The sequence below is a fragment of the Nocardioides sp. P5_C9_2 genome, from assembly GCF_054049555.1.
Genome location: NZ_JBFUMD010000054.1, coordinates 1 through 12,071 on the forward strand (window position 1 = coordinate 1; position 12,071 = coordinate 12,071).

General features: G+C 72.5%; 14 protein-coding genes. 6 read left to right on the forward strand and 8 right to left on the reverse strand.

Annotation, left to right across the window (positions count from 1 at the left end; all coding sequences use genetic code 11):
• On the reverse strand, positions 1–673 hold a 673-nt coding region (glgA, locus tag ACXJKL_RS04595), incomplete at its 3' end, for a glycogen synthase (protein WP_457205878.1).
• A gap of 63 nt (positions 674–736) precedes the next feature.
• On the opposite strand from glgA, the gene glgC reads away from it, so the two are divergent.
• Complete coding sequence (glgC, locus tag ACXJKL_RS04600) at positions 737–1,990, forward strand: glucose-1-phosphate adenylyltransferase (protein WP_457205879.1); 1,254 nt, start codon at positions 737–739, stop codon at positions 1,988–1,990.
• Between the two features lie 20 nt (positions 1,991–2,010).
• Here the strand turns inward: glgC and ACXJKL_RS04605 are convergent, their stop codons facing one another.
• The 4 genes from ACXJKL_RS04605 to ACXJKL_RS04620 are packed head-to-tail and all read right to left on the reverse strand — an operon-like array spanning position 2,011 to position 4,351.
• On the reverse strand, positions 2,011–3,243 hold the full coding sequence (locus ACXJKL_RS04605; protein ID WP_457205880.1) for an RNA polymerase sigma factor: 1,233 nt from the start codon (positions 3,241–3,243) through the stop codon (positions 2,011–2,013).
• Positions 3,244–3,263: 20 nt separating this feature from the next.
• A complete protein-coding gene (locus ACXJKL_RS04610; protein ID WP_457205881.1) occupies positions 3,264–3,620 on the reverse strand; it encodes a YciI family protein in 357 nt (118 codons plus the stop codon).
• A complete protein-coding gene (locus ACXJKL_RS04615; RefSeq protein WP_457205882.1) occupies positions 3,617–3,979 on the reverse strand; it encodes a YciI family protein in 363 nt (120 codons plus the stop codon). The genes ACXJKL_RS04610 and ACXJKL_RS04615 overlap by 4 nt, the downstream gene beginning before the upstream one ends.
• A 21-nt stretch (positions 3,980–4,000) precedes the next feature.
• The gene (locus ACXJKL_RS04620) at positions 4,001–4,351 is read right to left on the reverse strand and encodes a YciI family protein (RefSeq protein ID WP_457205883.1); all 351 of its coding nucleotides are present in this window, start codon (positions 4,349–4,351) and stop codon (positions 4,001–4,003) included.
• Between the two features lie 143 nt (positions 4,352–4,494).
• Here ACXJKL_RS04620 and pgm point away from each other — a divergent pair, with 143 nt between their 5' ends.
• Positions 4,495–6,153 carry a phosphoglucomutase (alpha-D-glucose-1,6-bisphosphate-dependent) gene (pgm, locus tag ACXJKL_RS04625; protein ID WP_457205884.1) on the forward strand — a complete coding sequence of 553 codons (1,659 nt, stop codon included), beginning with the start codon at positions 4,495–4,497 and terminating at the stop codon, positions 6,151–6,153.
• Here pgm and ACXJKL_RS04630 read toward each other — a convergent pair.
• Both ACXJKL_RS04630 and ACXJKL_RS04635 read right to left on the reverse strand, forming a co-directional pair.
• Complete coding sequence (locus ACXJKL_RS04630) at positions 6,140–6,709, reverse strand: class I SAM-dependent methyltransferase (protein WP_457205885.1); 570 nt, start codon at positions 6,707–6,709, stop codon at positions 6,140–6,142. The genes pgm and ACXJKL_RS04630 overlap by 14 nt on opposite strands.
• Positions 6,709–8,352: an acyl-CoA dehydrogenase family protein gene (locus ACXJKL_RS04635; RefSeq protein ID WP_457205886.1), complete on the reverse strand. Its 1,644-nt coding sequence runs from the start codon at positions 8,350–8,352 to the stop codon at positions 6,709–6,711. Before ACXJKL_RS04635 ends, ACXJKL_RS04630 begins: the two co-directional genes overlap by 1 nt.
• A gap of 78 nt (positions 8,353–8,430) precedes the next feature.
• On the opposite strand from ACXJKL_RS04635, the gene ACXJKL_RS04640 reads away from it, so the two are divergent.
• Together ACXJKL_RS04640 and ACXJKL_RS04645 are read left to right on the forward strand one after the other, a co-directional pair.
• Positions 8,431–9,336, forward strand: a complete 906-nt coding sequence (locus ACXJKL_RS04640) for a YihY/virulence factor BrkB family protein (protein WP_457205887.1) — start codon at positions 8,431–8,433, stop codon at positions 9,334–9,336.
• 35 nt (positions 9,337–9,371) lie between these two features.
• On the forward strand, positions 9,372–10,445 hold the full coding sequence (locus tag ACXJKL_RS04645; RefSeq protein ID WP_457205891.1) for a potassium channel family protein: 1,074 nt from the start codon (positions 9,372–9,374) through the stop codon (positions 10,443–10,445).
• Positions 10,446–10,470: 25 nt separating this feature from the next.
• Here the strand turns inward: ACXJKL_RS04645 and ACXJKL_RS04650 are convergent, their stop codons facing one another.
• Positions 10,471–11,244 (reverse strand): thioesterase family protein, encoded by a 774-nt coding sequence (locus ACXJKL_RS04650; protein ID WP_457205888.1) that lies wholly within the window; start codon positions 11,242–11,244, stop codon positions 10,471–10,473.
• 246 nt (positions 11,245–11,490) lie between these two features.
• Here ACXJKL_RS04650 and ACXJKL_RS04655 point away from each other — a divergent pair, with 246 nt between their 5' ends.
• Both ACXJKL_RS04655 and ACXJKL_RS04660 read left to right on the forward strand, forming a co-directional pair.
• Positions 11,491–11,802 carry a hypothetical protein gene (locus tag ACXJKL_RS04655; protein ID WP_457205889.1) on the forward strand — a complete coding sequence of 104 codons (312 nt, stop codon included), beginning with the start codon at positions 11,491–11,493 and terminating at the stop codon, positions 11,800–11,802.
• Positions 11,799–12,071: SDR family NAD(P)-dependent oxidoreductase (locus ACXJKL_RS04660; protein WP_457205890.1), on the forward strand; the 273-nt coding region annotated here is incomplete at its 3' end. The genes ACXJKL_RS04655 and ACXJKL_RS04660, both read left to right, overlap by 4 nt.

Consider the following 12,071-nt stretch of genomic DNA (forward strand, 5'->3'; position numbering starts at 1 on the left):
GCTCGGCCACCGCCCGCAGGAACAGCGGCAGGCCCTTCTGGCGGGTGATCCGGCCGACGAAGATCACGCTGCGCCGGTCGGGGTCGACGCCGAGCGCGCGGATCCGGTCGCCGTCGGACACCGGGGACCAGAGGTCGGTGTCGATGCCGTTGTGGATCACCGTGACCTTGGCCGGGTCCACGTCGGGATAGCTGCGCAGCACGTCGTCGCGCATCGCCGCGCTGACGGCGATGATGCCGGCCGCGCCGTCGTACRCCGTCCGCTCCACCCAGCTGGACAGCGCATAGCCGCCGCCGAGCTGCTCGGCCTTCCACGGCCGCATCGGCTCCAGGGAGTGGGCGCTGACGACGTGCGGGATCCCGTGCATGAGGCCGGCGAGGTGGCCGGCCATGTTGGCGTACCAGGTGTGCGAGTGCACCAGGTCCGCGCCGGCGCAGTCGTCGACCATCGCCAGGTCGACACCGAGGGTCCGGATCGCCCCGTTGGCGGCGGCGAGCGAGGAGGGCTCGGCGTACGCCGTCGTCCCGGCCTCGTCCCGCGGCGCGCCGAAGCAGCGCACCTGCGCGTCGACGCCGGGCTGCGACCGGAGGGCCCGGACCAGCTCGGCCACGTGGACGCCGGCACCGCCGTAGACCTCGGGCGGGTACTCCTTGCTCAGCACGTCGATTCGCATGAGCGGGAACTTACTCCGGCGTTTGGGTCGACCGCGCCGTCCGCACGCCACTAGTTTCGGGGCATGAGTGCCGCCCCCGCCCGCAAGAAGATCCTCGCCATCGTCCTGGCCGGAGGTGAGGGCAAGCGGCTGATGCCCCTCACCGCGGACCGCGCCAAGCCCGCGGTGCCGTTCGGCGGCATCTATCGCCTCATCGACTTCGCGCTCTCCAACGTCGTCAACTCCGGCTACCTCAAGGTCGTCGTGCTCACGCAGTACAAGTCGCACAGCCTCGACCGGCACGTGACGACGACGTGGCGGATGTCCAACCTCCTCGGCAACTACGTGACCCCGGTCCCCGCCCAGCAGCGCGTGGGCAAGCGGTGGTACCTCGGCAGCGCCGACGCGATCTACCAGTCGCTCAACCTGCTCACCGACGAGCAGCCCGACATCGTCGTCGTCGTCGGTGCCGACCACGTGTACCGGATGGACTTCTCCCAGATGGTGGCCGACCACGTCGAGTCCGGCGCCGGCTGCACGGTGGCCGCGATCCGCCAGCCGATCGGGCTGGCCGACCAGTTCGGCGTCATCGACGTCGATCCCACCAACCCGCAGCGCATCCGCGCGTTCCTGGAGAAGCCGACCGACCCCGTCGGCCTGCCGGACTCGCCGGACGAGGTCCTGGCGAGCATGGGCAACTACGTCTTCACCGCCGACGCCCTGCGGGACGCGGTCACGCGCGACGCCGAGCTCGAGCAGTCCAAGCACGACATGGGAGGCGACATCGTGCCGTGGTTCGTCGACACGTCGGAGTCGTCGGTCTACGACTACAAGGACAACACCGTCCCCGGCTCGACCGACCGCGACCGCGGCTACTGGCGCGACGTGGGGACGATGCGCTCCTACTACGAGGCGCACATGGACCTGGTGTCGCCGCTGCCGGTCTTCAACCTCTACAACTCCGCCTGGCCGATCTACACCAGCTACGGCCCGCACCCGCCGGCCAAGCTGGTCGCCGGGGCGAGCGGAGGCGGACCCTCGACGTTCAACTCGATCCTCTCGCCCGGAGTCGTGGTCAGCGGCGGCACCGTCAACCAGTCGGTGCTCTCGCCCGCGGTCTGGATCAAGGACGGTGCCGAGGTGTCCGACTCGGTGCTGATGGACGGCGTGCAGGTCGGTGAGGGGGCGATCGTGCGCAACGCCATCCTCGACAAGGGCGTGATCGTGCCGCCGGGCGTGCGGATCGGGGTGGACGCCGACGAGGACCGCGCCCGCGGGTTCGTCGTCGACGACGGGCTCACCGTGCTGGCCAAGCAGCAGCGCGTGCAGGAGGGCTAGCAGCAGCGCGTGCAGGAGGGTTAGTCCAGGGCCGCGCGCCTCGCCTCGAGGTGCGCGAGCTCCATGTCGTTGCGGCACGCCGCGATCGCCTGGTCGTACGCCGCCCGCGCGCCCACCGTGTCGCCCTCCCGTGCCAGCAGCTCGGCGCGCACGGCCGCGACGCGGTGGCTGGCCGGGATCTCGACGCCCTCGAGCGCCGCGATGCCGGCCGACGGGCCGCGGGCCTCGGCGACGGCGACCGCTCGCGCGAGCCGGGCCGCGGGGGAGGGGGCGACGGCGAGCAGGGTGTCGTAGAGCGCCACGACGCGCTCCCACCGGGTGTCCTCGGGCAGGGGGGCGCGGGCGTGCTCCGCAGCGATCCGGGCCTGGAGCGTGTACGACGCCGCCGGCACCGTGATCGGGCCGGCGAGAGCGGGGTGGTCGAGCAGGCGCAGCCCCTCGCTGATCTCGTCGCGGTGCCAGCGGCTCCGGTCCTGGTCGGGCAGCAGCACGAGGCGGCCGTCGCTGACCCGCGCGTCGCGGCGGGAGTGCTGCAGCAGCATCAGGGCGAGCAGGGCGACGAGCACCGGCTCGTCGGGTCGCACGCCGAGCACGACGCGGACCAGGCGGATCGCCTCGCCGGACGTCTCGGCGCGCAGCAGGTCCGGACCCGTGCCGGGGGCGTAGCCGGCCGTGAACGCCAGGTAGGCGACCTGGGCGACCGCGTCGAGTCGCTCGGGCAGCACACCGGCGTCGGGGACACCGAAGGGGATAGCGGCACCCACGATCTTCTTCTTGGCCCGGGTGAGGCGTGCGGCCATGGTGGCCTCGGGGACGAGGAACAGCCGCGCGACGTCGGGCGTCGGGACCCCCATGACCAGTCGCAGCGACAGGGCGGCGGCGGCCTCCGGGGCCAGCGCCGGGTGCGCGCACATGAGCACCAGCCGCAGCAGGTCGTCCTCGACGAGGCCCCCGGGGTCGACCATGGTGCGCGCCCCCTCCTGCTGGCGCCCTGCCTCGGCGGCGAGGTCGGGCGTGGTGCGGCGTACGGTCTCCTCCGCGCGGAGCCGGTCGAGGAGTCKCCGGCGGGCGGCGGTGAGCAGCCACGCCGCCGGGTTGTCGGGCACGCCGTCCTGCGGCCACCGTCGGGCGGCCGCCTCGACGGCGTCACCCATGGCGTCCTCGACGAGGTCCACGCGGCGGTACTGCGCGAGGAGCAGGGCCACCAACCGGCCCCACTCCTCGCGCACGGTGCGCTCCAGCACGTCGGTCACGTCAGGCTGCCCGGTCGGCGTCAGTAGGAGACGTCGACGACCGGTGAGACCTGCATGTCGTACGCCGGCAGCTCACCGAGCAGCTCGACCAGCACATCGAGGTCGGGCGCCTCGACGAGGTAGAACCCGCCCATGCCCTCCACGACCTCGGCGTAGGGGCCGTCCGTCATCTCGAGCCGGCCGCCGCGCGTGCGCAGGGTGGTCGCCAGCCCGGCATCGGCGAGGGCCTCGCCGGCGAGCACCTCGACCCCGGGGCGGGCGGCGCACGCCTCGTCGAAGGCCCGGAACCGACCCATGGTCGCGGCCTGCTCGTCGGGGGTGTGCTCACTCCAGGGCTTGACCTCCCCGTCGCCGATGAGGAGCACGAGGTACTTCACGACGGCCTCGTGTCGGGCACGACGGTGGGCACCACCTGCACGGCGTCGCCGAGCGCCGCGATGATCCTGCAGCACTCCACCAGGTCGTCGACGTCCTCGGTGTCGATGTGGAAGTAGCCGCCCACCTGCTCGGCCGACTCGGCGAACGGGCCGTCGGTGACGGCGCTGCCGCCCGGCTGGATGGTGCGGACCGTGCTGCTCGACTGGAGCTCCGCACCCCCCACGATCCGGTGGCCCCGCTCGGCCAGCTGCTGGGCGAAGCGCCCGTACTCGGCGTAGCCGTCCTTGCGCTCCTGCTCGGTCATGGTGGTCCACCAACGATCGGCGTCCCCCAGGATCAGTACGACGTACTCGGTCATCTCAGTCTCCCTCTCCGGTCTCTACTCGGCCATGCGGCGGAACTCGATGTGCTCGCCCCGCGCGGCGAAGCGCTCGCACGCGGCCCGCAGGTCGGCCTCGTCGTCGGTCTCGACGAGGTAGAAGCCGACGACCTGCTCGGCGGTCTCCGAGAACGGCCCGTCCGTCACGAGGGCACCGCCGTCGCCGTCGGGGCGCATCGAGGTGGCCTGCGCCGACGGGTCGAGCGGTCCGACGGTGAGCAGGGTGTGCCCGCCCGACCGCAGGTCCTCCTGGAACTCACCGTGCGACCGCATCCCCTTCTCGTGCTCGGACTCCGGCAGCGCGGCCCACTCGGCCTCGGGTGCCGGGAGCAGGATCAGGTATCGGCTCATCTGGTTCCTCCTGTGTGGTGGGTCGCTGCGTGCGACCTCACCACGATGACGGGCGGGCGGTGCCGGTTTCGACAGCACTCCCGGAAATGTTTTCGCGGGTGCCGGTCCTCGACGTGCGACGGGTGGGGCACCAAGATGTCGGCATGGCACCCGCAGATGCAGCATCCCGCGCCGGACAGCCCGCCGAGGCCCGCGACCTGGTCGACGTCGCCCACCTCGTGACCGCCTACTACACGGGGGTCCCGGACCCCGAGGACGTGGACCAGCAGGTCGCCTTCGGTACGAGCGGTCACCGGGGGTCGAGCTTCAAGACCTCCTTCACCGACACCCACATCGCCGCGACCACGCAGGCCATCTGTGACTACCGGCGCGACCAGGGCTACGACGGGCCGCTCTTCATGGGCCGCGACACTCATGCCCTGTCCGAGCCCGCCTGGGCCACCGCGCTCGAGGTGCTGGCGGCCAACGACGTCACCGTCCTGGTCGACGACCGCGACGGCTACACGCCCACGCCGGCGGTGTCGCACGCGATCATCCGCGCCAACGGTGGCCGCTCCGCCGGAGCAGGCCTCGCCGACGGCATCGTGGTCACGCCGTCGCACAACCCGCCGGCCGACGGCGGCTTCAAGTACAACCCGCCCCACGGCGGGCCCGCCGACACCGACGCGACGAGCGTCATCGCCGCGCGCGCCAACGCGCTGATCGCGTCCGGGCTGGACGGCGTACGCCGGGTCCCGTTCACGCGGGCCCGGGCAGTGGCGGGGTCGTACGACTTCCTCGGCACCTACGTCGACGACCTCCCGCAGGTGCTCGACCTCGACGCCGTCCGCGAGGCGGGCGTGCGGATCGGCGCCGACCCCCTCGGCGGGGCCAGTGTGCACTACTGGGGAGAGATCGCCGACCGCCACGGGCTGGACCTGACCGTGGTCAACCCGCTCGTCGACCCGACGTGGCGCTTCATGACGCTCGACTGGGACGAGAAGATCCGGATGGACTGCTCGTCGCCCTCGGCGATGGCCTCCCTGATCCGTCGCAAGGACGAGTACGACCTCGCGACCGGCAACGACGCCGACGCCGATCGGCACGGCATCGTCACCCCCGACGCCGGCCTGATGAATCCCAACCACTTCCTCGCCGTCGCGATCGGCTACCTCTTCGGTGGTGCGCGGCCGGACTGGCCGGGCACCGCGCGGATCGGCAAGACGCTGGTGTCGAGCTCGATGATCGACCGGGTGGCCGCCTCCATCGGCAAGCCCCTCGTCGAGGTGCCGGTCGGCTTCAAGTGGTTCGTCCCCGGCCTGATCGACGGGTCCTTCGGCTTCGGCGGAGAGGAGTCGGCCGGAGCCTCGTTCCTGCGCCGCGACGGCTCGACGTGGACGACCGACAAGGACGGCCTGCTGCTCGCCCTGCTGGCCAGCGAGATCCTCGGTCGCACCGGTCGGACGCCCAGCCAGCACTACGCGGACCTGGTCGCCGTGAACGGTGACCCGGCGTACGCCCGCGTCGACGCCCCCGCCGACCGGGCGCAGAAGGCCAAGCTCGCCGCCCTCTCGCCCGACGACGTCGCGGCGACGTCGCTGGCGGGGGAGGAGATCACCGGCAAGCTCACCGAGGCGCCGGGCAACGGCGCGAAGATCGGCGGGCTCAAGGTGACGACGGAGTCGGCGTGGTTCGCCGCGCGCCCGAGCGGCACCGAGGACGTCTACAAGATCTACGCCGAGTCGTTCCGCGGTCCCGACCACCTCGCGCAGGTGCAGGCCGAGGCGCGGGAGGTCGTGTCCGCCGCGCTCAGCGACGGATAGCGTCGATCTCCAGACGCACGTCCTCCACCTCGAAGCCGGCGGCCTCGAGCGAGGTCCGGGTCTCGTCGACGCCCTTGAACGACGTCCCGAACTTGCCGTCGCCGGTCACCTCGACGAGCGCGGCGGTCATCACCGCGAGCTGGCCCCGCCCGCCGCAGTCGGAGGTGAGCCGGGCGCCGGGTCGCATGACCGCCGCGAGGTTGGCGAGGAGCAGGTCGTGGTCGGTGAACCAGTGGAAGGCCGCGATGCTCATCACCGCGTCCACGGGCTCGGTGAGCGGCAACGGCTCGGTGAGGTCCGCGACGAGCAGCTCGGCCCGATCCCGCAGGCGCAGGCGCGCCTGGGCGATCATCTGCTCCGAGCCGTCGATCCCGACCAGCCGGACGTCGGGCCAGCGCTCGAGCAGCGCCTCGCCGTCACGACCGGTGCCGCACCCGGCGTCGAGCACCCGCTCGTCGCCCTCGACCCGCATCCGGTCCAGCACACGCTGGCCCCACGCGACGTGGGGGAGCGGGAGGGCGTCGTACGTCGACGCGTCCCACTCGCGGGTGGCCATCAGGCCACCACCGGGGTCGCGCGCTCGACGATCGCGGCCAGGTCGGCGCCGGCCAGCGTGCCGAACGTGCCGTGGTACGCCGACCCGAGCCGGTTGGCGCAGAACGCGTCGGCCACCTCGGGTGGCCCGAACCGGACGAGCAGGGAGCCCTGGAGGCAGGCCGCCATCTGCCCGGCCAGCCGCCGGGCCGACACCTCGAGGGAGGCGACGTCGCCGAGCAGCGACAGCGTGTCGTCGATCGCCCGGTCCAGGTGCGGGTCCTCGCCGCGGGCGGCGCCGACCTCGGTGATCCACGCCTCCAGCACCTCCGGCTCCCGGGTCAGGGCCCGCAGCACGTCCAGCGCGTTGACGTTGCCGGACCCCTCCCACACGGAGTTCAGCGGCGACTCGCGGAACAGCAGCGGCATCCCGGACTCCTCGACGTACCCGTTGCCGCCCAGGCACTCCAGCGCCTCGGCCACCATGGAGGGGGTGCGCTTGCAGACCCAGAACTTCGCCAGCGGCAGCGCGATCCGCCGCAGGGCGACCTCGTGGGCGTCGCCCGGTCGGTCCACGGCCGCCGCGAGGCGCAGCGCCAGGGCGGTGGCCGCCTCGGACTCGACGGCCAGGTCGGCCACGACGTTCTGCATCAGGGGCTTGTCGACCAGCCGGCCGCCGAAGGCCGAGCGGTGGGTGACGTGCCACGACGCCTCGGCGAGCGAGCGCCGCATCAGGGACGCAGAGCCCAGCACGCAGTCGAGCCGGGTGGCGGCGACCATCTCGATGATGGTCCGTACGCCGCGGCCCTCGTCGCCGAGGCGCTGGGCCAGGGTCCCGTCGAGCTCGAGCTCGGAGGAGGCGTTGGAGCGGTTGCCGAGCTTGTCCTTGAGGCGGACGACGTCGATACGGTTGCGGGTGCCGTCGTCGAGGACGCGGGGGACCACGAAGCAGGTCAGCCCGCCCTCGGCCTGGGCGAGCACCAGGAAGACGTCGTTCATCGGCGCCGACGTGAACCACTTGTGCCCGTGCAGGGTGTACCAGCCGCTCTCGCCCGTGGGGCGGGCCCGCGTCACGTTGGCCCGGACGTCGGAGCCCCCCTGCTTCTCGGTCATGCCCATGCCGGCCAGCGCACCCAGCTTGGAGCCGTGGGCACGGACCCCGGGGTCGTAGCGCAGGGAGGCGAGCAGCGGGGTCCACTCCGCGGCGATCGCGGCATCGGCCCGCAGCGCCGGGACGGCGGCGTACGTCATCGAGATCGGGCAGCCGTGGCCCGGCTCGGTCTGGGACCAGGCGAGGAAGCCGGCCGCCCGGCGGACGTGTGCGTGCGGCTCGCCGGCGGCCTGCTGCTCCCACGGGGTCGCCGCGAGGCCGTGGCCGACGGCGCGCTCCATCAGCCAGTGCCACGACGGGTGGAAGGCCACCTCGTCGATGCGCGTGCCGTAGCGGTCGTAGGGGACCAGCTCGGGGTGGTGGGTGTTGGCCAGCATCCCGTGCTCACGGGCGTCGGCGGTGCCGGCCTCGGCGCCGAGCGCCACGAGGTCGTCGAGGACGGCGTCGGAGCCATGTCGGCGTACGGCCTCGGTGAGCGCGAGGTCGGAGGTGACGACGTTGTGACCGACGAGTGGCGGGGCCTGGTTGGTGGCGTCCCGGAGATGGACCTGCATGGTGGATACCGTAGGCCCATGGTGTCGGTGGGAGAGCAGCATCCGGCGCTGCGGACCCTTCGCACGAAGGGGGTCACGGTGCGTGAGCACCTGTGGCGGATCACGGTCGCCACGGTGGGTGCGTGCATGCGCTACCGGGTCACGGGCCTCGCAGCGGAGGCGGCGTTCTTCGCGATCCTCTCGGTGCCGCCGCTGGTGTTCGCGATGGCCGGGGCGATCGGCTACGTCTCCGACCGCTTCAGCGCCGCCCAGCTCGACGACGTGCGCCAGGCGGTGCTGGACCTGTCGTCGCAGGCGCTCACCGAGCGGGCGGTCAACACCATCATCCGACCGACCATCGACACGGTCCTCGACGGCGGACGGTACGACGTCATCTCGGTCGGCTTCGTGCTGGCGCTGTGGTCGGGGTCCCGGGCGCTCAACGTCTTCGTCGACACCATCACGATCATGCACGGCCTCGGCGGGCACCGGGGGATCGTCAAGACCCGGGCGCTGTCGTTCGTCCTGTACGTGATGGCGATGCTCACCGGGATGGTGAGCATCCCGCTGGTGGTGGCCGGCCCGACGCTGGTGGAGCGCTGGTTGCCGCAGCGCTTCGAGTTCCTGATGAGCTTCTACTGGCCGCTGGTGCTGCTGTTGTGCATCTGCTTCCTGGCCACGCTCTACCACGTGTCCGTGCCGGTGCGGACCAACTGGGCGTTCAACCTTCCCGGGGCGACGTTCTCGCTGGTCGCCTGGATCGCCGGGTCCTTCGTGCTGCGCTGGGTGCTCACGGTCACGGCCGCGGAGTCGAGGTCGATCTACGGCCCGCTCGCGGCCCCCATCGCGGTGATGCTGTGGCTCTACCTGCTGGCCATCGCGGTCCTCATCGGGGCGGCGGTCAATGCGGCCTTCGACACCGTCTACCCGCAGGGCAGCACGACGCGCGCCCGGCACGAGCTCGTGCAGCGCCTGCGCGGGCGCATCACCGTGAAAGACTCCTGAGCGTGCCCGACCTCCCCCCGCGTCACTCGAGCTCGATGCACGGTGCGACGGTCGCGCTCCCGGACCCGGCCCGTTCCCCCTGGTGGGAGCTGGGGCGGCGACTGCTGCTCGCGCTGGCCATCCTGGTGGGGACGGTCCTGCTGGTGTACCTCGACCGGGACGGCTACCGCGACGGCAACGACCCGCCCTTCTACGGCGTCAACCTCATCGACTCGATCTACTACACGACCGTCACCCTGAGCACCACCGGGTACGGCGACATCGCGCCCGTCTCGGACGGCGCACGGCTGATCAACGCATTCATCATCACCCCGCTCCGCATCGCCTTCCTGGTGCTGTTGATCGGGACCACCCTGGAGGTCCTCGCCTCCCAGGGCCGCGAGATTTTCCGGGTCGCCCGGTGGAGGAAGAGCATGGGAGAGCAGGAGCACGTCGTCGTGGTCGGCTACGGCACCAAGGGCCGCAGCGCCGTCGACACCATCGTCAACAACGGCCAGAACCGGGAGGCCATCGTGGTGGTGGACCCTAGCCCGGTGGCGATGGAGGAGGCCCACGCCGACGGGCTCGCGGTCGTCGTCGGGGACGCGACCCGTCGCGAGATCCTCCGACGGGCGGGAGTGCAGACCGCCAGCCAGGTCATCATCACCACCAACCGCGACGACTCCAACGTGCTGGCGACCCTGACGGTCCGCCAGCTCAACCCCGACGCCTGGATCGTGGCGGCCGTGCGCGAGCAGGAGAACGTGGCGCTGATGAAGCAGTCGGGCGCCAACTCCGTCATCACCTCCTCCGACGCCGTGGGCCGGCTGCTGGGCCTGTCCTCGATGTCGCCGACGCTCGGCTCGGTGATGGAGGACCTGATGACGTACGGCGAGGGCCTCGAGGTCGCCGAGCGCGACCTGCTGGTCAGCGAGGTCGGCCGGCAGCCGCAGTCACTGCCCGACCAGGTCATCTCGGTGGTCCGCGACGAGAAGGTCTACCGCTACTTCGACCCGGTCGTCACGCTGCTGGCCCGCGGCGACCGGCTGATCGTCGTACGACCGGCCAAGGAGCTGCCGTGGGCACCGCGGCMGGGCACCCACGGCGAGGAGTCCTCGGACGAGGACTGACCCGCGGCGGCGCCCGTCAGCCCCGTCAGGGACCCAGCGGACGGACGGTGAGCGACTGGGCGATCGTGCCCACCGGTCCCGTCCCGTCGTGGAGGACGGTGCTCGTCAGGCCGTGGCCGGCCGCCCCGAACGAGACGGTCGTGTCGAAGCCCAGCCAGCCGGGCGCCGGTGCACGGAACAGGTGCGCGGTGAGGTCGAGGTTGGGGAACGCCACCTCGCGCGGGTCGGCGCGCACGGCCATGCCGTTGGCGATGTCGAGCAGGCCCGCCGCGCGCGCGGTGGGGCTGACCGGTTCGTCGAGGAGCGGGACGTCGGTGCGGACCCAGTAGCTGCCGCGACCCGGACCCTGCCGGTCGCGGCGCAGCTCCACGGAGTCGATGAACCCGCCGGGCCACACCGTGGTCGGGTCCCACGGCGCCATCGTGTCGGGACCGGCCAGGGGTGGGAGGTCGGTGCCGGCGAGGGTCGCGGTGTCGCCCGCGCTCAGCAGCCATGCCCGCAGCAGCACGCCGGGCCGACCGTCGTGGGACACCTCGGCCTCGACCAGCTCGATGGTGCGCCCGGGGCGGCGTACGCGCACCGCCACGGTGACCTCCTCCATGGGCAGCGTGCCCAGGATGTCGTAGGACAGCCGGGACAGGAGCAGGCCGTCGTCGCGGCGCCGGTCCCGGTCCTGCTCCACGACGTGGGCCAGCAGTCCCAGGGCGGGGGCCACGTGCTGCTCGGCGGTGTTCCACGCGCCGCTCACGTGCTCGGTGGGGGTCCAGCAGGTCTCGCCGGTGCGCTCGAAGTAGGGCATCGTCCCCATCCTCGCAAAGCCCCGCGCGTGCTGGTTGGGGGGACTGCGAGGAGGGCCCCTGGGGGTGGTGGGCGAGGCGGGGTCACGTCGTTAGCGTGGTGGGTCCCCACGACAGGAGCCAGCCATGGCGGAGAACACACGTCTCGTCCACGCCACACCCGAGCAGGTCTGGGAGGTGCTGTGCGACGGCTGGGTCTACCCCGTGTGGGTGGTGGGGGCCTCCCGCATGCGCGAGGTCGACGACTCATGGCCCGCGGTGGGCAGCAGCTGCACCACTCGGTGGGCGTGTGGCCGCTGCTGATCGACGACGACACCGAGGTCCTCGAGTCCACCCCCGGGCACTCGCTGACGCTGCGGGCGCGCGGGTGGCCGCTCGGTGAGGCGGAGATCGTCATCCGGTTGCTGCCGGTCGGGGCCGAGACCGAGGTCCGGATCACCGAGGAGCCGGTCTCCGGTCCCGGGACCCTCGTGCCTCCGCCCGTGCGGGGCATGAGCCTGAGGTGGCGCAACACCGAGACGCTGCGACGCCTCGCCTACATCGCCGAACGGCGCCGATGACCGGCGAGCCCCGGGTGGTGCTGGTGACCGGAGCCTCGAGCGGGATCGGCGAGGCGACCGCGGAGCTGGCCGCGCGCCGGGGCGACCACCTGGTGCTGCTCGCCCGGGGTCCCGTCGCGCTCGAGCGGGTGGCCGCCGCCTGCGACCACCTCGGCGCCGCGTCGACCACGGTCGCGCCCGTGGACGTGGCCGACGACGACGCCGTACGCCGCGTGGTCGCGGACGTCGTGGCCAGGCRCGGGCGCCTCGACGTGGTCGTGGGCTGCGCC

Excerpts from the sequence above, each read along its gene's own strand:
- ACXJKL_RS04630 (WP_457205885.1), bottom strand. The coding sequence starts at position 6,709 with ATGGCCACCCGCGAGTGGGACGCGTCGACGTACGACGCCCTCCCGCTC.
- ACXJKL_RS04650 (WP_457205888.1), bottom strand. The coding sequence starts at position 11,244 with ATGCCCTACTTCGAGCGCACCGGCGAGACCTGCTGGACCCCCACCGAG.
- ACXJKL_RS04620 (WP_457205883.1), bottom strand. The coding sequence starts at position 4,351 with ATGAGCCGATACCTGATCCTGCTCCCGGCACCCGAGGCCGAGTGGGCC.
- ACXJKL_RS04655 (WP_457205889.1), top strand. The coding sequence starts at position 11,491 with ATGGCCCGCGGTGGGCAGCAGCTGCACCACTCGGTGGGCGTGTGGCCG.
- pgm (WP_457205884.1), top strand. The coding sequence starts at position 4,495 with ATGGCACCCGCAGATGCAGCATCCCGCGCCGGACAGCCCGCCGAGGCC.
- ACXJKL_RS04615 (WP_457205882.1), bottom strand. The coding sequence starts at position 3,979 with ATGACCGAGTACGTCGTACTGATCCTGGGGGACGCCGATCGTTGGTGG.
- ACXJKL_RS04635 (WP_457205886.1), bottom strand. The coding sequence starts at position 8,352 with ATGCAGGTCCATCTCCGGGACGCCACCAACCAGGCCCCGCCACTCGTC.
- glgC (WP_457205879.1), top strand. The coding sequence starts at position 737 with ATGAGTGCCGCCCCCGCCCGCAAGAAGATCCTCGCCATCGTCCTGGCC.